The 17,665-nt window shown below is 37.1% G+C and carries 15 protein-coding genes; 5 read left to right on the top strand and 10 right to left on the bottom strand.

Annotation, left to right across the window (positions count from 1 at the left end):
* Positions 1-87 precede the first annotated feature (87 nt).
* The 5 genes from BP861_RS05715 to BP861_RS05735 are packed head-to-tail and all read right to left on the bottom strand — an operon-like array spanning position 88 to position 5,484.
* The gene (locus BP861_RS05715) at positions 88-1,281 is read right to left on the bottom strand and encodes a glycosyltransferase family 4 protein (protein ID WP_292373438.1); all 1,194 of its coding nucleotides are present in this window, start codon (positions 1,279-1,281) and stop codon (positions 88-90) included.
* A complete protein-coding gene (locus BP861_RS05720; RefSeq protein WP_292373440.1) occupies positions 1,278-2,609 on the bottom strand; it encodes a phenylacetate--CoA ligase family protein in 1,332 nt (443 codons plus the stop codon). The genes BP861_RS05715 and BP861_RS05720 overlap by 4 nt, the downstream gene beginning before the upstream one ends.
* A gap of 37 nt (positions 2,610-2,646) precedes the next feature.
* Positions 2,647-3,711: a DUF354 domain-containing protein gene (locus BP861_RS05725; RefSeq protein WP_349681002.1), complete on the bottom strand. Its 1,065-nt coding sequence runs from the start codon at positions 3,709-3,711 to the stop codon at positions 2,647-2,649.
* Complete coding sequence (locus BP861_RS05730; RefSeq protein ID WP_292373442.1) at positions 3,689-4,711, bottom strand: lipid II:glycine glycyltransferase FemX; 1,023 nt, start codon at positions 4,709-4,711, stop codon at positions 3,689-3,691. The genes BP861_RS05725 and BP861_RS05730 overlap by 23 nt, the downstream gene beginning before the upstream one ends.
* Positions 4,708-5,484, bottom strand: coding sequence for a hypothetical protein (locus tag BP861_RS05735; protein ID WP_292373444.1), 777 nt, complete (start codon positions 5,482-5,484; stop codon positions 4,708-4,710). Before BP861_RS05735 ends, BP861_RS05730 begins: the two co-directional genes overlap by 4 nt.
* Positions 5,485-6,094: 610 nt before the next feature.
* Here BP861_RS05735 and uppS point away from each other — a divergent pair.
* From uppS to BP861_RS05760, 5 genes are all read left to right on the top strand, one after another.
* Positions 6,095-6,964: a polyprenyl diphosphate synthase gene (gene uppS / locus BP861_RS05740; RefSeq protein WP_292373468.1), complete on the top strand. Its 870-nt coding sequence runs from the start codon at positions 6,095-6,097 to the stop codon at positions 6,962-6,964.
* Positions 6,965-7,456: 492 nt separating this feature from the next.
* Positions 7,457-7,687, top strand: a complete 231-nt coding sequence (locus BP861_RS05745; RefSeq protein WP_292373446.1) for a hypothetical protein — start codon at positions 7,457-7,459, stop codon at positions 7,685-7,687.
* Positions 7,688-7,708: 21 nt separating this feature from the next.
* The gene (locus tag BP861_RS05750; RefSeq protein ID WP_292373470.1) at positions 7,709-9,802 is read left to right on the top strand and encodes a thioredoxin domain-containing protein; all 2,094 of its coding nucleotides are present in this window, start codon (positions 7,709-7,711) and stop codon (positions 9,800-9,802) included.
* A 61-nt stretch (positions 9,803-9,863) separates the two neighbouring features.
* Positions 9,864-10,094 (top strand): cytochrome b5 domain-containing protein, encoded by a 231-nt coding sequence (locus BP861_RS05755; protein ID WP_292373447.1) that lies wholly within the window; start codon positions 9,864-9,866, stop codon positions 10,092-10,094.
* Positions 10,095-10,303: 209 nt separating this feature from the next.
* Positions 10,304-10,852, top strand: a complete 549-nt coding sequence (locus BP861_RS05760) for an adenylate kinase family protein (RefSeq protein WP_292373449.1) — start codon at positions 10,304-10,306, stop codon at positions 10,850-10,852.
* 85 nt (positions 10,853-10,937) lie between these two features.
* On the opposite strand, the gene BP861_RS05765 is transcribed toward BP861_RS05760, so the two are convergent.
* The 5 genes from BP861_RS05765 to BP861_RS05785 all read right to left on the bottom strand — a co-directional run bounded on the left by BP861_RS05765 (position 10,938) and on the right by BP861_RS05785 (position 16,876).
* On the bottom strand, positions 10,938-11,435 hold the full coding sequence (locus BP861_RS05765) for an Ig-like domain-containing protein (protein ID WP_292373451.1): 498 nt from the start codon (positions 11,433-11,435) through the stop codon (positions 10,938-10,940).
* An 803-nt stretch (positions 11,436-12,238) separates the two neighbouring features.
* Positions 12,239-12,760 (bottom strand): nicotinamide-nucleotide adenylyltransferase, encoded by a 522-nt coding sequence (locus tag BP861_RS05770; protein ID WP_292373452.1) that lies wholly within the window; start codon positions 12,758-12,760, stop codon positions 12,239-12,241.
* A gap of 70 nt (positions 12,761-12,830) precedes the next feature.
* Positions 12,831-13,871: a F420H2 dehydrogenase subunit FpoF gene (fpoF, locus tag BP861_RS05775; protein ID WP_292373454.1), complete on the bottom strand. Its 1,041-nt coding sequence runs from the start codon at positions 13,869-13,871 to the stop codon at positions 12,831-12,833.
* A 102-nt stretch (positions 13,872-13,973) separates the two neighbouring features.
* Positions 13,974-14,960 carry a 5,10-methylenetetrahydromethanopterin reductase gene (gene mer / locus BP861_RS05780; protein ID WP_292373456.1) on the bottom strand — a complete coding sequence of 329 codons (987 nt, stop codon included), beginning with the start codon at positions 14,958-14,960 and terminating at the stop codon, positions 13,974-13,976.
* 1,004 nt (positions 14,961-15,964) lie between these two features.
* A complete protein-coding gene (locus tag BP861_RS05785) occupies positions 15,965-16,876 on the bottom strand; it encodes a hypothetical protein (protein ID WP_292373458.1) in 912 nt (303 codons plus the stop codon).
* Between the last annotated feature and the right edge of the window lie 789 nt (positions 16,877-17,665).

The raw sequence follows: 17,665 nt of genomic DNA on the forward strand, positions 1-17,665 counted from the left end.
TCTCGAACGCCAAAAAAGTTGACACAATTCTAGCCTCATCTCAAAAATAATTTTGGGTAACTGTTGTGAAAATAGAGCATTTTAGCATTAGTCCACACATAACCGAAGACTTGTAGCGCCGATTTTAGAATAAACTTTTAAAATTTTCTTGCCTACGACGCCCCAAGTAAACTGAATAGAGTATTCTTTAATTTTTTTAGTATCCCAAGATGTATCTAACGAGGACAAAATATTCTTCGCTAATTCATTCGGATCTCCAGGTTCGCTAAGAAGCCCATAGTCGTCTGATACGATAATTTCTGGAACTCCACCAACTTTCGTGCCGACAAAGGGCTTTCCACAACCCAGACATTCAAACATTACTGTTGGGTTTCCTTCACTTAAACTCGGTAAAACAAACACATCGCAAGCATTCATCCATAAAGGAATTTCAGTGTATGGCTTGCTACCAACTAGCTTTATATAGTCTCCCAAACCTGTCGAAAGAATTTGTTTTTTTAACTTAGTCTCTAATATTCCTCCTCCCACTATGAAACATAGTACATCCTTTCTCTGCTTTATAACTATATTCATGGCTTCGATGAGATATTTGTGCCCTTTTGCTTCATCATATAAATTCCCAACATTCAATATTATTTTGATATTCGAAGGCAATCCAAGTTGCTTTCTGCTGTTTTGTGAATCTAAATTTAAAAAAGATTTATGACTATAACCATTTGGAATATAGTACACCTTATCCAAAGGAATTCCAACCCTTTCGAATAATGGGATGTCCCCTTTTCTAACACGGATTATTGCATCACATAAATTCCATGATCGGATGAACTGAGTCTCTTTTTTTTCTATGGCATCAGTGAATGTTTGGGAAGTATGTTCAGTGATCACCAAAGGAACATTATATTTTTCCTTTACCTTGACAGCGACTGCTCCAGAATGCCATGTAAAATGAGCATGAATTAAATCAAATTGTAAACTTTCTGCTCTAATTAATTTTTGGATAGCTTTCTCTTCAAAATATATCCAGCCATCTCGACAATATTTAAAAAACAAGGGACAATTAAAATATTTTGGAAAATATACATGAATATTCTCAAATCTGTAATTTTCATAATGTGTTTTTCTTAGAAATTCCATTCCGATTGCAATTGGTGATACTACGTATATATTCTCAAAGTACTCTTTGAGAAACATGATTTGCTCTTTTACGAAAATTTCTCTTACATATTTATTATCAGCATTTGGAAAATCATTGGATATTACGAGTAAATTGTTAGATTTCATAATTGCAACTCACTTCTCACAAGTTTATACTTCCCAGCCTGAGTCCTCTCAATCTTATCAACATATCTAAATTCTACTTCCCATCCATTAGACTTCTTTCTGATTACTTCCCTAATAGCATCTAGATGCGCCTCATTAAACTCCTTTTCTGGCACGATCTTAATGACAAGTTTGTCAATTTTTTCTTGTACTACTTGAAATTCCTTTATACCTTTTCCATCTTCCACACAATATAGAAGAAAATATCCGTGTACATATTTTCCCTCAGGAGTTAACAGAAAATCAGCAGTTCTCCCCATAACTTCTTTTAATAATTTAGAACCACGCCCACACCCACAACTATCACTGATAATATGACCGATATCGCCTGTATCATACCTGATAAAAGGCATCGCATAATTATGAAGGCTTGTTGCCAGTATTCCTCCAACCCCATTTTCCAATTGCTGATAGTTATCATCTACAACTTCCATGATACTTCGTTCCGTGTCAATGTGCAGGCCACTGTGCTCAGAACACTCATAGGCACCTAAACCTCCATCATTCAATCCATATGCATCATACACTTTACATCCAAACACATTTTGGATATTTTCCCGCATATTAGGCATTAATTTTTCTGCAGTTGAAAAAACTGCCTGAGGTTTAATGATATCAACCTCGTTATCATCGAGAAAATTTGCAAACAAGTTGATCGAAGAAGCATAGCCTCTTATGAATTTGGGTTTAAATGAATTGATAATTTTTGCATACTGCTGCATATCTTCAATACCCATATCAAATGAAGAGAACTTCCGGATGTTCCTTGAGATCTCATGAGCTCTTTTAACAACAAAAGGCTTGTATCCAATATCCAGAGAGGAGCCTGCAAGGAACACCATCTTATCCCCCAATTCATAGCCTGCATAGCCCCATCCACGATATAACAAGGCACCATGGAGGAATCGATCATACTTTAACAGTCGGAATTGAAGATTAGTACCTGTTGATCCGCTTGTCGCGTTTGGATAATATTTCATTGAGTCCAGATTAATTGGCTTGAAAGCTTCTAAGTTCTGCTTGATAATATCCTTAGTTAGGATCGGAAGCTTTTCGAGGTCATCAATAGTCCTGATGTTAGAAGGGTCTAATTTCAGATTATTGAACAATTTATGGTAATAGGGGACATTTTTATATGCGAAATTTATCATCTCTTTAAGCTGTTTTTCCTGATCCCTTTTTTGTTCAGAGTAAGGTTTCCATTGAGAATCAACAAGCTTTTTATATGTTGGATAAAATTTAGGTTCTGCCAATTGATGGGCAAATATAAATAAAGCTCTTTGAAACATACCATTTCCTCAAAAATGTTGTATTGTTAGGAGCTAATCATGTGTTGTTATATTTTTCGACAAATTCTACCATATATTTAGTAACATCTATTTTTTCCGAAATTAGTTTCTTGCTTTTTTCTCTTGATTTCTGCTTTATATTTGGATCATTCAATAATTCTGAGGCCTTGACTAAAGAATCCTTTCCCATTGTGTTTTCATCGTGAAAATTATACACAAGTGTATACTTCTCTTCTTCATCCGTATATCCCCTTCCTGCATAATCGCAGAAGATAGCATGCGTCCCCAGCACAGCGCACTCAGAAGCCATTGTTGCACTTTCCCCATAAAGAAGAGTTGCATAGTATAACAGATCATGAATTTTTTCAGGTGAAACTGTGATTCGATACTTTTCAAATTCTTTCTGAAGAGGTTTTTCTGAAGTTATGAAAACACGTCCATACTTACTAAGCTCGTTTACAGCATTTCTTTTATCCTCAAACGTCAAGCCAGTATGTCCATGATCGTGTGTTGCATTCCATGATACAAATCTCAAAATTATGAATACATCATTCTCTTTAAGTCCAAGTTCTCTAAGGACATTTGAGTTTGGCGTGAAATAATTTGGGTGCAAATATGCTAATTCGTGATAACCATTGTACCTGACTTGTTTTTTTCCAAGGTTGTCTTTGAAACATGATGGGGTACAGACAACGTCAGTAAAAGGTAGATAGAGCCTGATTTGCTCTGTACTATGTTCTGTATCTTCAAAAATTACACATTTTTTGCGAAGTAAAAAGGAAACATGAGCTGCTAAAATAGATCCCATTCCTACAAATATATCTGGACCAAATTTTTTAACTTCTTTATACAATCTCAAGTCAATTATCGGCAAATTCACTAGCTTTTGCATTAAGGAAGTTCCATAACTGCCGAGATTGATGTAATTGAAGTCATAGTTGTCTAATAATTTGAATGATACATCCTTTTCAGTTGCTGCAATTATTATTTCATGTCCTCTTTTCCGCATACTCCAAATAAAATTTTTAAATAGGTGTACATGGCCAGGATGATTCATACAAATAACAATTCTCATAATTTCACCCAAAATATTCAAACACATTGTCACTAAACTTTTTGTAAAATATCGATGGCATTTTCTGAATCGCGCTCGTTGCTAATTTATATTTAAGGGTTTCTCGATTTCCAGCTAAGGTCTCTGGAGTTTGCGGATAATAACTGTAATATAATTTTGTTTCAACTGTTCCCCATTTTTTTTTGAAATTTATTAATCCTTTGTTGTCGTAAGACACACGGCCAAAGTCGAAATATTTATACCCATCTACACATGCATCTTCTATACTTTTCCAGATGAATGCATTATTGGGATAAAAGTTAAGATAATCAGGATGAGAAGCACTATATCCATAAATCACCGTATCTGAATAGTACAAAAAAACGCCACCGGCAATGAGCATGTCGTTATATTTTGCGGTGTAAAGAGATACATTTCCGTCCAAGAACTCAAACATATTTTTAAAAAACTTCCAGGGATGGCAGGGTACTCCACTTTCTCTTTTATTAATACAATTAAGTTCATAGAAATCTTTTAAATCCTCTAAGTCTTTCCCAGCGTTAACCTCTACCTTCATCTTTTTCGATTTTGTAATCGCTCTCCTGACGCTTTCTTTATCTAGCTTATTCCACGTTTCTCCGATGTCTGAGGATAGTTCTAATATATAAGTGGAGAACGAATTTTGATGCTTTAATCCTTCTACAAAATTCCTAATCTCAAAATAAGAAGCATTTAATTTTGAATACCTATTTATTGCCTCATCGAGAAGGACATTTTTGGAATCCTCAGAACCAAGGCATCCACAAGAATGAGAAAAAGGTGCAGAACATAATCTATTAGCTGTTAATTTACTTTTAACATAAAACAAAGGTAATAACCCTATTAAATTTCCAGAATCATCTTTTGCAAAAAGGTATTGGGGGTCATAATCAAATGTATTTTCTAAAAATTTTTTCCACATTGGAGTATGATAAATACTAGCCGTATTAAAATTGTCTAAAAATTTTTTCCAGTCTTCGCACCTAATGTTAGATGCAATATCTGTCATGTTCTCACCGTTGTCAAAACTTTCTTCCCAGAATTAAATACAAAATCCTGTAACCAGTATATCCCCCAGTTGACAACATTTGATTTCCATCTTTCCGGATGAAGTGAAATATAGAAATTTCTTATTTCTTGACTCTCAATCAATTTTATAAGATCATCAGTTGTTTCAGCAAAGATCTGTTCGGTTTTACCGGGAATGAAGTCTCTCAAGTTATTCTTTGAGTTCCAGCTTCTACCTGTGTCAGTGAAATAATTGAGATTTTTCCCGGCAGATAAATAGGCCTCTCCGGTAAGTCCATAAGCTCTAAAATCATAATATTTCCATAGATCTCTACTGTCATGTCTAGACAGTACGGCACCATGCATACAGATAGTTTTGAGGTTACAGATACTTCTAAATTTATTCACATCTTTCTCGAATAATTTGATTGCTTTCCCAAGGTCTCCGTTTGTCCTACTCAAAGTTTCATAATGATATCCGATCTCATGTCCCATCTTTTCAATATCTTTTATAATCTTGGGAACAAAAGTTTTCTTAGAGGTTCTGAAGTAGTAGGTTGCTCGTATGCCAAACTCCTCTTCTATACTTGCAATCTTGAGTGCATTCTTTGCCGCTCTATCTACGTCATGACGCATCAATATGAAACGTTCGGGAAGCTGATCACCTGCAGTCACGTACTCGTTCATAGTGATGAAATTATATTTTTTCTCCATTGAACAGCATAGTTGCCTGAATTTGTTAAGAGTAAAATCTAGCTTAGGATATGTTAACATTTAATACCCCTCCTTCCCAATTAATATAATGAGTGCATGCTTGATAAACTTTCTGTCTATTTTCATAAAGAAAGGATGAGTATTTTTTAGTGCCAGATTTCATCTATTAGTCACTTGATTGTTTTTTCGTAGAATAAGTGACTCTGTGATCTTTATTAAAATATCTGGCAATTATTAACCAAGAATGAACTGTGATATTATTTTAAAAAGAATCTTATATTCACTAGAAATGGTTAAATTGAGTGATCTTGATCGACTGTGAATGCTCAGCAGAATCCTTTTATACTCACAAGTTTAATTTTCTGCGAATAACTAGTCACTATATGACATAATTTCTCGATGACATGTTGATTTAACACTACCCTAATAGTGTAAATATAACAAAAGAACATATGTAACTGAATAAGATATTAGGTATATTTTTCGGAAAAATAGAATTTTAAGCAAAAGAAATATTAATCTCTTGGACAAGAGAGGATATGAGTCTCCGTTAAGAATAAAAATCTACGCGGATATTTATCACCTCTGGATATTCTCAGGAGGAAAACGTATTAGAAATTTAAGAATTATATCCAGCAACAAGGGAATCTTCAAGGCAGGACTTCGCTCTTTGAAAAACAGCATCTTCGGTGTTTTTTATGATGAGTATGAACGAAGACTCAAAATAAAGATTCTGAATTCAGAAATTCCGCATCACATAGCTGTGATTATGGATGGGAACCGTAGATATGCGGGGCAGCTGGGAAAAGCTCGAAGTTTCGGGCATGCAATGGGCGCAGAAGTTACCGAAAAGGTAATTGAGTGGTGTTATGAGATAGGGGTAAAACAGCTTACACTTTATGCTTTTTCTACGGAAAATTTTCAGCGCTCCGAAGAAGAAGTTGACGGTCTATTCAATCTCATCAATGAAAAGTTCCTGAAAATCTACTCTGACCCAAGGACATATGAACGAGAAATGCAGGTTCGCGTTATAGGAGATAGGTCAAAATTACCTGCTTTTCTGAATGAATCAATCGAAAAAATAGAAAAAGCTACGGAAAAACACAGGAAGTTTCACCTTAACGTTGCTATTGCCTATGGAGGCAGGCAGGATATCATTCAGGCAGTCCGGGATATTGCAAGTTGTATTTCCAGTAGGGAACTCTTTCTTGAAGATGTGGATGAAAACCTTATCTCAAAACATCTCTATCCCGCCACTGGAGTCTCCGTTCCGAATGTAGATCTTGTCATCCGCACTGGTGGCGATGAAAGGGTTTCGAATTTCCTTCCCTGGCAGGCTAATGGAAGTGAATGTGCAGCTTACTTCTGTGCTCCTTTCTGGCCAGAATTCCGAAAAATCGATCTTCTTCGCTCTATCCGAGTATATCAAGCTAGAAAGTCCGAAAAAAAACAAGAACAGTCATCCAGAGTTTCAAAAGTTATAAATTTTCTGGAAATAAGAAATCATGGGGAAAAACACGAAGAAATCGGACAGCTTTAATGAGTGAGCTTTTTCAAAAGCAAAGGATATCCTGAAGTAAGGAACATCCTAAAGCAAAGAACATACTTTTCATATTGATAAAACATTGCTCCGTCAATAATAGTTCATGTCAATAAATCACCTTTAGATTACTTTTTCTAAGCCGCCTCTGAGATCCCAAAACGAAAAACTACATTACCCCAAAAATGAGAATCATACATAGATTCTAAAAAAATATATATCAAAGAATTTTATTTCTTTTATCGATTTCAAAATGTCCAGTTTAAATTTTATGAACTTTGGATAAACATTCTCTTAGGTACCGATATATTGATATTTAGAGGAAGGATATTTAAAAGGGGGAAATTTGGTTGTACCTAGTTTTTCAGTTTGCGAGCTTCACAAGAAACTTGAGTAAGGTCACAACTATATGAGGATAAACAAACTGGTTTAGAGTTAGCCATTCTATTAGAATGAAAATCTTTGGGACCGGTTTAGGCCAGGGGAATTAGAATGGGTATTGTTAACGAGTTAAATTCGCGTCCAAATAGGGCTTATTTTCATAGAGGCGGGAAATTAGAAAATCCCAAACCTGTGAGCTTGTTGCAAGACAATTTTCAGCATCGTTTAAAGTTACTGGAAATTGGCGGCGAGAGAGATAGAAGAATTTCAAATTCATATTCTTCAGGCGTGCAGGCAACGATAGCTGCCAGGATTCTTGTCAGAGAAAGAACAGAAACCTGATGGAAAGCCGGAGGGATTTTACTGAGAAAGGAGCACAGAAAACCTAACCGCCTTATAAATGAAAAAAGCCCATATCTCCTTCAACATGCCTATAATCCTGTTGACTGGTATCCCTGGGGAGAAGAAGCTTTTGAAAAAGCCAGGAGAGAAAATAAACCTATTTTTTTATCAATTGGGTACTCGACTTGCCACTGGTGTCATGTAATGGCACATGAGTCATTTGAGGACGAAGAAGTAGCTAGACTCATGAACAGGACTTTTGTTTGCATAAAAGTAGACCGTGAAGAACGACCAGATATTGATAATATTTACATGACAGTCTGTCAAATAATCCTTGGAAGGGGAGGCTGGCCGCTTACTATTATCATGACTCCTAATATGAAACCTTTTTTTGCAGGAACCTACATTCCCAAAAAGTCTCGCTTTAGCCAGACAGGAATGCTCGAACTCGTGCCCAGAATCGAGGAGATCTGGAACAGACAGCATGAAGAAGTGCTTGATTCGGCTGAAAAAATCACGTCTACTATCCAGGATATGATCTCAGAGTCTGCAGGAGAAGGAATAGAGGAATCAATACTAAAAGAGGCTTATGAAGATTTGCTCAGTTCTTTTGACAACGAATATGGAGGCTTTGAAAGAGCTCCAAAATTTCCTACTCCGCACAAAATTTCTTTTTTGCTCCGCTACTGGAGACGCAGTGGGGATCCTGAAGCACTTTATATGGCTGAACACACCCTGGAAAATATGTACAGAGGAGGAATTCATGACCACCTGGGTTCGGGCTTTCATCGTTACTCTACAGACAACATGTGGATTGTTCCCCATTTTGAAAAAATGCTATACGATCAGGCTCTTATTGCAACTGTATATACAGAAGCCTATCAGGTTACTGGAAAGAGACTTTATAAAGAAGCAGCAGAGGGAATTTTTGATTATGTATTAAGAGACCTGACATCTCCAGAAGGCGGGTTTTACTGTGGGGAAGATGCAGATGTCGAAGGAGAAGAAGGAAAGTACTATCTTTGGACTTTAGATGAGATTAGGAGCATTCTTAGCCCTGAGGAGTCCCAACTGATTACAAAAGTGTTTAATCTCAACGAAGGAGGTAACTTCCAGGAAGAAATAAGAGGTAGAAAGACCGGAACTAACCTTCTTTATATACTCCGACCTCTGGATGCTGTTGCTGCCGAATTGGGAATTCCCACTGATGAGGTTGAAAGCCGGGTAAAAGTGGCTAAAGAAAAACTCCTGGCAGCCCGGAATAAACGTAAAAGACCTGCAAAAGATGACAAAATCCTGACAGATTGGAATGGACTCATGATTGCAGCTCTTGCAAAAGGTTTCCAAACTTTTGGAGAGGAGAAATATCTGAAAGCCGCCGAAAGGGCTGCGGATCTGATTCTCAAAAGGCTTTACAGTCCAGAAAAGCGGTTACTCCATCGTTATAGAGAAGGAGTAGCTGGCATTTCCGGAACTGTCGATGACTATGCTTTCCTGATCCAGGGACTCCTTGAGCTTTACGAAGCAGGATTTGAACTGCGCTATTTTAAAGCAGCCCTTTGCCTCAACCAAGAACTTCTTGAGCACTTCTGGGACCCTGTTCAGGGAGGGTTCTTCTTTACTGCTGACGATAGTGAATCGTTAATTTTCAGGAAAAAAGAGTTTACGGATGCAGCCATTCCATCGGGGAATTCTATTGAGATGTTGAATCTTTTTAGACTTTCCAGAATGACAGCAAACCCCAAACTGGAAGAAAAAGCTCAAGAGTTGGAACGCGCCTTTTCAAACCACATCAGGAAGATCCCATCAGGGTATACCCAGTTCTTATCAGCCCTTGACTTTGGGCTGGGTCCAGCATATCAAGTTGTAATTTCCGGAAAAATCGAATCTCCAGATACAGGAAACATGCTTGAAGAACTCTGGAATTATTTCATTCCAAATAAAGTGCTTATATTCAGACCTGAGGGAGATGAGCCAGAAATCACAAGTCTGGCGACATATACGAAAGATCAGATCCCTATAGAGGGAAAAACTACCGCATACGTCTGCCAGAACTACGAATGCCAGCTTCCTACTACAGAGATTAATGAAATGTTAAAAATGTTAAATTTATAACTGAAAATTAAATCCACGTAACCGCAGGAAATCAATAAGAATTATAATGGAGATGAGGTAAATGAAAGAATACACACTTGAAGAGCTTGAAGAGTACAACGGAAAAAATGGGAAGATGTACGTCGCCTATCAGGGACAGGTCTATGACATCTCAGATAGTTATCTATGGGAAGGAGGTGCCCATCAGGGACTTCATGACGCAGGGAAAGACCTTACTGAAGAAATGGACGAGGCCCCCCATGGACCAGAGGTATTCAAGGATTATCCTGTCATCGGGACTTTGAAAGAATAAAATGATTCTGCTACTGTATAAATGCATAAATCAGGACTGACATTCTTGTATTCAGGAAAACAATCATAAAGCCAAACATAAAGTCGAAATTGCTTTAAGACGATTAAGTAAGGCAAGAAAATAAAGAATTCGATGATAGTTGTCTTTAAAAACGGAATTTCTTACTATTCTGCATTAAGTATAATTGATATAAACTCATTCTTTTTCCTATGTTAATAGGACTCACCGGTACACCAGGTACTGGAAAAACCTCAGTAGGTAAGTTTCTTGAAAGAAAAAGGCACTGGAAAGTGATCCACCTTAATGACCTTATCAAAGAGGAGCACCTGTACACCGAAATTGACGAGGAAAGGGATGCGGTTATTGCAGATATGCAACTTATCAGGAAGCGCCTTGATGAGATAATTATTGGAAGGGAAAATGAGGTAATAATTCTTGAGAGCCATCTTGCCCATTACATTGCAGATATTGTAATTATACTCAGGGTATATCCGCCTATACTAAAAATGAGGCTGAAAGCACGCGGCTATCCGGAAGAGAAAGTAAGAGAAAATATTGAGGCCGAAGCTCTAGATGTGATCCTAGTTGAAGCCTTTGAATGGTGTAAGAAAGTTTTTGAAATAGATACTACAGAAAAGAGTATTGAAGAAACAGGACAGGATGTAGAAAAAATCATAGATTATCTTTTAAGTGACAATGAAGAAGAATTGTCAGAGTATGAACCCGGCTCTATTGACTGGATTGATTTGGTTCCTTAATTATAAATTAAAAGTAGGAAGAAAAGTATTAAGGGTTGGGATCAGATCCCCAGGAAGACTAATACTTCCTGTTCCCTTTAAAATCTTACTTTCGGCAGGTAGAGCTCTTTGAAGCATTAGGGCAGTTTGAAACTTTAGAGCAATTTGAGACTTTTTTAGAGCAACTTGAGACTTTTTTAGAGCAACTACTTGAAGAACTCTTCTTTGAGCAGTCAGTGCATTTTAAATTCAGTGTAACTTTTGCAGTGTCATACTGTTTATTCTTGTTCACTGCCTTGTATGTGAAGCTGTCAGACTTGCTAGAACAGGAAACTGGTTTTACGTAGCAGAAACTGCCATCGCTTTTCATCAGTACCTGACCACCTTTTGCGGTCTTGATATACCCGGTAGTCACGACTTTAAGGCCACATCCTTTGTCATTTTTTAGTACGTTAAAGCAATTAGATTTTTTACAAAGATCAACGGTAAATTTATCATCTCTTGCATCTGTTTTACACTTAGGACATGCTGCTGCTCCTGTCATTGACATGACAAAGAAGACTAGTGTGAAAACACACATTATCTTGAATCCAATTTTTCGCATAATTTATCCTCCAAAGTATACACTCAATCATAAAATTTTCAAAGCTATTGGATTTTAAGTCCAAGTTTTAACAGCAGTGAAAATATACTCTTCCGGATTAAACCCCCTAATTATCAGGGAGATATATTTTCATATGATTGAGCTATCTTTTTGCGTTATCACTTAATAGACGGTTTTAAATTAAACCATCTGTTTTGAGATCTTATGCACCTTTAACTTCTCAATAATATAGGAAATCATCAGTGTGCATAGTTGTAATATCGATTGCAGCAATTACCATGAGACGTTAAATCAAGGTTAAACATTGAAGCATATCATCACAGGACACAAAGAAAATGACCTATATCAATATCAAAAATTTCTAACAGTGCATTAAATAGAAATAGTGTCTTCTTTTATAAAAATTTTACCCTATGAAATATTACACTTTTCAATTTTAATAATTATAAAAAGAACTTAATAACTATAAGTAATAAATAAACAAAGAGGATTATGTGTAGATTAGAAGATTCAAGGCTATTACTTAATACGCATTTGTGCGAATCTAAAGAATTAATGCTTAAGAATCATGCTTAGGAATTAAGTTCAATGAACTGAAAAAAACGCCAAGAGGCGAAGAAGGAGGAAGAGTAAGATGAAATAAAGAGTAGGGGAAATAAGAAGAAAACTGAAGAAAAGAATAAGATAAGTTAAAGACAAGTTAACAGTAAAAGCTAAGAAATGCTAAATTGACAGGAAGATAATGACTCTAAAGTCATTACAAAAATGCCCTGACTTAAGAATTACTGACTTAAGAATTATCATTATAAAGAGAAATTACTGTCGCTGGCAGAAACATTCCTGAGGCGAGTTACCCCGTCTATTTCCTTAATTACTTCGACAATTGGTTTTGGAACAAGATGTTCCCATTTTTCTCCTGCAATCATCCGTCTCCGGATCTCCGTACCTGAATATCTCTCCCGAACATAGAGAGGGGATTCTTTTACACAGAAACCGGCTTCCCGGAAGAGCTGAATAACCAGAGGATTGTTTGAGTATACCACTTCAAAATTAGGCGTCCGGGACACGACATGATGGACCCAGATCGAATTGTACCTGACATCTTCAATGGGAAGAACATAGTGTCGGATAGGGAGATTTTCAAGTGCATTATACAGCATCAGCACTCTTTCCCCTGCAGTAAATGGGTCAGTGATTTCATGGCTTTTCTGGGCACTTCCTATGCCTACAACCAGTTCGTCAACCTCTTCCGCAATCTGCTTAATTATAGCATGGTGCCCGAAATGATACGGTTGAAAACGTCCAATATAAAAAGCTCGCACCATCCCGGATTCAAACCTCCAACCATACCTTGGTAATTTCTAATAGGGTAATTTATCCCAATATATTCTGAAATCAGACCGTTTCATTACGGATTCCGGTCTCAAAGCTGAACTCTTTACAGACTTCCTTGAAATGTTCAGCATTATTTTTGCGCTTCATATCAATAAGCTTTCCGACAAGGTCAAGACCTGGCTTGGGATCTTCCATAATTTCCATCTCATCGCGGACCATATCGAAGTATTCCTCTCCGATCTCTGTCCTTATAAAGACCGAGTTCCATCCATCAGGAGCACCTACTGAGCCCACCGAGATGTCTGCAAAAACCGAGGTGTAATCACAGCAGTGATGGCACGGGTTACGGGCGTATTTGGCTACATCCTTAATAGGCACAGAGTGAACCTCATCGTCATTGGTATAGACCCAGAATTTACCTTTGGTAAACTCCATCTTCTTGATATCCTCAAGCTTTACTTTCATAATCTCTGGGATTATCTTCTCAAGCATTACATCACGATTGAAACTTTCCATACAGAGTAATCCAATGATGAGGACTATTTTTTCGCTTACGTTGTCCCGGATTAACTTTGCAGAATGAGCCTGACAGGGCACCCCAACAACTGCAATCCGGTCATATTTTTCGAAGGCTTCCCTGAGAGCAGCAATAACCGGGTCAGAAGTATATTTAGTTCCTCTTGTTCTCTCGACGTCTTCAGCACTTGTTAATAGAACTACTTCAGGTTCCCATTTCTCGTTTCGAGTAATTCCGACGGCACAATCGATTTTACCCTGTTTGAAAAGGGATTTAAGAATACCGCTGGTTACTCCTCCATCTTGGCTGCCGGCACTGTCCTTAGATCTTGCGGCAAAAAACTTGCGCACGTTTGCAAGTTCATCCTCGATGAAGCCATCCACTACTGGACAGATTCTGCTGCAGGTTAAACAACCTTCACAAACTAGATACCCAGCTCCTTTTTTATACAATTCCAGATTATTGGGATTACGGATTTCTGCAGCTTTCTTTACAGTTACAGCCCCTATGGGACACACAGCCTCGCATGCCCCACAGGCTGCGCATACGTCATACTCAATGACTTCTGCAATCTTTGGTGGCAATTAGTTACCTCCAACGCTTTGATTTGCTTACCTTAAAGGTAAGACGTTTTTAAAAAATATAATAAAGAAAAATTAAAAAATATTATGCAGGATGTAATAAAATTACATCTTTGCAATGATTTCTTTACCTATAAGCTTTATTGCTTTTTCTTTGTTAGGACCGATCGGAGATCCGGCAACAATCTGGGTAACTCCGATTGCCTCAAGGTCTCTAATTCTCTTCATGCAGTCCTCAGGAGTTCCGCAGATAGCAAAAGCCTCGATCATCTCAGGAGTAACAAGTCCGCCCATGAGAGCTCCGAAGTCTCCTTTAGCAATGGCTGCACCGATCTGGCTCTTAGCTTCGACTGGAATTCCATGGCGCTCGAGAACAAGGTCAGGGGAACCTGCAACAATAAAGGCAACCACTACTTTTGCGGCATTGACTGCCTTTACAGGGTCTTTGTCAATTGAGAAGCAAGCGTATGCTGTAACATCGACTTCGCTTGGGTCACGGCCAGCTTTTGCGGCTCCTTTCTTAATTTGCTCGACAGCAACTTCGAAATCCTTCGGGTGGGAAGCATTAATAAGGACACCATCTGCAATCTCACCAGCGAGTTCGAGCATCTTGGGACCCTGTGCACCCATGTAGATAGGGATGTCTCCAGCCTTGAAGGCTAGCTTGGCACCTGCGAACTTAACCATTTCTCCGTCCATGGAGACTTTCTCGCCAGAGATGAAACCTCTGATTGCCTGAATTGCTTCTCTGGTGGTTGCAAGAGGCTTTTCCCATGCAATGCCCATGGCATCGAAGGTTGCCTTGTCTCCGGGTCCGAGACCGAGAACTGCTCTTCCGCCTGAAATCTCGGCAATTGAGGCAATGCTTGATGCAGTAATTGCGGGATTTCTGGTGTAGGAGTTTGTAACACCGGAACCGATCTTGATACTGTTTGTATTCAGAGCGAGAACGGTAAGAGTGGAGTAAACATCACGGTTGTTGTAGTGATCAGTGATCCAGACGTAGTCGAATCCCTGCTGTTCTGAGAGCTTTGCGTAGTATGCGATCTTTAAAGCTGGATCGCTCGGCACAAATTCAATTCCGAACTTCATCTAAAATTACTCCTGATTACGTCTATTAGTTAAATGGGTCCGTTTTTTTGTCCCCAAACTATTTCTTATAAATTATCAAACTATTTCTTATAAATTATAATTAATATCCATTAAAATAGATGTTAATTATAAACTTAACTGATTTCACATAACAGTATTTAGAAGTCTATATATAATTAACTGTATTAAACTAGTTGTATATAAACTTCCTAATAAATGATTACTTTATTTTTCCCTATAATGAGCTATTTTTCAAGCCTGAGTTACTCAAGAAAGATAATCAATACTTAAAAACCTTTTTCCATAGACAGGCATGCGCGACCACAATTTAAAATTATACCGCTGTGAAATATTAGAGAAAAAAAGAATCTCTTTAACGAAACGATTTTTTGTAAGCTGGCAAAAGATTTATATCTGAAAACACAAATGCCGTGAACTTTATTGATTTACAATCTTATCATAATTTCAAAGGGCGTAAAAAGTAAAAGTATATACAAAGATTAGTGCAAGTGGGATTGCTAAGTAGTTTTAGGAATGGCAAAATCCCAGTTGCAAATGTAAGAATAAACAAGCTATGAAGCTAAGAATAGATGATTTTCTTTTTAAGCCTATAACTTTAAAGATATGAATCAACGAATTGCCACCATGCTTCACTGTGATTATCGCTCTTTTGGCTCTGTAGAAAACCTATCTACATCAGATGAAAGAGGCTGAAAAAGATAAGTATATCCAATCTAGCTGCTCAGTTTAAATTTATGAAAATTCATTATTTCAGAGGATTTCTACAGAGCCGCTCTTTTTATGATTCTAATTCCTGCTTGGTTCTAATTCCTGCTTTTTTCTTATAGTTAAGTTGACCGTATATTTTTCCAGCATTGAAAAAGATATAAGTCGAGATGACTTAATCAGGATGACTTAACTTCTTGAGTTTATCTCACCCAGAATTACTCAAACCGACGAAATCCGTTTTTATACTTATATCCTTATCAAAAGCTGTCAGCAGTTTACCAAGAGTTTACCATATAGATACTACCAGAATCTGACCAAACTATGACATTTCCTGATATGGCTGGTGTTTGTGCGGTGTTACCGGAAGTTAATTGTTTGCTTTCTCCAGTATCTATATTATATACATATAGATCGCCTGAGTTCATATTTGCAAGGTCGTTGTGTTTCAAATAAACGACCTTGTTGCCGCTTATGTCAGTTGGGCCACCAGTGTCGTAGCCAGTCATATCGTCACCAGTTGTAATTTCTGTCTGCTGCTTGGTAGCAAGATCATACATGCGGATATTGCCTAGTCTGGTGTAAAAATCCGACCATATGACTTTGTCGCCGTAAATGTGAGGAAACATGTTATCTCCATACTGGCTGACATCTATTGCTTTTTTAGTGGAAATATCATATACATAGATCTGTGGAGTATCACCTGCAATGTCAGAACTATATACTATTTTGGTATCATATATGTCTGGAGCCTCACCGCTTGTGATTTGAGTCTGAGTGGATGTTGATATATCACGCATGTAAACATTGGAATTTGCACTCCAAACGATTCTGCTGCCATAAATGGCAGGCCTGCTTGATTGATCTACATCCTGTTTGATGTAAGATCTAGCCTTCGTATTTATATCATATACAGTAAGTTTTGGCACTCCATTACTATCTTCATGCCAAACCAATATATTGCCTGAAATAGCTGGATGAGACGCTGCAGGAGAAAAGATTGTAGTTTCTTTTTTAGTAGTGAGGTCATAGAGATGAATAGTACCATTACTTGTCCACGCTACTTTGCCAACATCAACAGCAAGCTCGGATCCGTTGCCAATTTTTGTATATTGTTCGGCTGAAACCACAATCGATACAAGAATCAAAAATATAAGAACTAATGATACCAAAAACAGTCTCTTATTCATTTTCCCCACCATATGTCTTTAAAAAAGCTTGAATCATTTCTGACTTTATTATAACAACAGAAATTCATATAATTTAAATCCTTTTGTAATTATTAACTCATTTTTGAGTTATAATATTAGTTATTATATTAATAGAATTGCTCCCCAATATATAGTCATAGAAGTAAGATATCTTCTAATTCTAATTGCATATCAATGTTCATAGTACATTTAGCCAGTTCAATGCTTTTATTTGCTTTTATTTATTTCTCAGGAAATATGAAGTTACCTGTTAGGTTAAATAAGATTTCAAGTTTGTGTTTCACGTCCGAGATTATTACTTCAGGAGCCTGCGAACATTGGATTTTCGCATAGTATGGATATTTTAATTTTGGAGCCAGACTGAAAAGGCCTAATAATCTAATATTTAAAGGAAAAAGTCAGGTAATTAAGTCAAAAAGGGCTCTGTAAAAAACCTATCTAAATAAGCTTTAGTAGCTCTGAAATGAATAAGTAAAAATACTTCAGGTAATTCAGTTAAAATAAATGTAAATTCTTTATTTCAGAGGATTTCTACAGAGCCTCAAAAAGAAAAGCTAATATACTAGATTTTAACAGCCAGCTTCGGCTGCCGAACCTATTAAACGGTTAACCCATTTTGCTTTGTTCTTTAACTGTTTTATTTAAATTTATGAAATTACGGCTCTGTAGAAATCCTCTAAATTCTGTTATTACCCAAAAATTTGTAAAAATAAAATTGTAAAAATACTCCTTATTTTTTGTTCCCACAAAAAACGAGGAGCAATCCCT

Source organism: Methanosarcina sp. UBA411 (assembly GCF_002495725.1).
Classification (GTDB): Archaea; Halobacteriota; Methanosarcinia; order Methanosarcinales; family Methanosarcinaceae; genus Methanosarcina.

Bases quoted from the DNA above. Each gene is read 5' to 3' on its own strand.
- BP861_RS05715 (WP_292373438.1), bottom strand. From the start codon at position 1,281: ATGAAATCTAACAATTTACTCGTAATATCCAATGATTTTCCAAATGCT.
- BP861_RS05720 (WP_292373440.1), bottom strand. From the start codon at position 2,609: ATGTTTCAAAGAGCTTTATTTATATTTGCCCATCAATTGGCAGAACCT.
- BP861_RS05725 (WP_349681002.1), bottom strand. From the start codon at position 3,711: ATGTGTTTGAATATTTTGGGTGAAATTATGAGAATTGTTATTTGTATG.
- BP861_RS05730 (WP_292373442.1), bottom strand. From the start codon at position 4,711: ATGACAGATATTGCATCTAACATTAGGTGCGAAGACTGGAAAAAATTT.
- BP861_RS05735 (WP_292373444.1), bottom strand. From the start codon at position 5,484: ATGTTAACATATCCTAAGCTAGATTTTACTCTTAACAAATTCAGGCAA.
- BP861_RS05745 (WP_292373446.1), top strand. From the start codon at position 7,457: ATGGGTATTGTTAACGAGTTAAATTCGCGTCCAAATAGGGCTTATTTT.
- BP861_RS05755 (WP_292373447.1), top strand. From the start codon at position 9,864: ATGAAAGAATACACACTTGAAGAGCTTGAAGAGTACAACGGAAAAAAT.
- BP861_RS05760 (WP_292373449.1), top strand. From the start codon at position 10,304: ATGTTAATAGGACTCACCGGTACACCAGGTACTGGAAAAACCTCAGTA.
- BP861_RS05765 (WP_292373451.1), bottom strand. From the start codon at position 11,435: ATGCGAAAAATTGGATTCAAGATAATGTGTGTTTTCACACTAGTCTTC.
- BP861_RS05770 (WP_292373452.1), bottom strand. From the start codon at position 12,760: ATGGTGCGAGCTTTTTATATTGGACGTTTTCAACCGTATCATTTCGGG.
- mer (WP_292373456.1), bottom strand. From the start codon at position 14,960: ATGAAGTTCGGAATTGAATTTGTGCCGAGCGATCCAGCTTTAAAGATC.
- BP861_RS05785 (WP_292373458.1), bottom strand. From the start codon at position 16,876: ATGAATAAGAGACTGTTTTTGGTATCATTAGTTCTTATATTTTTGATT.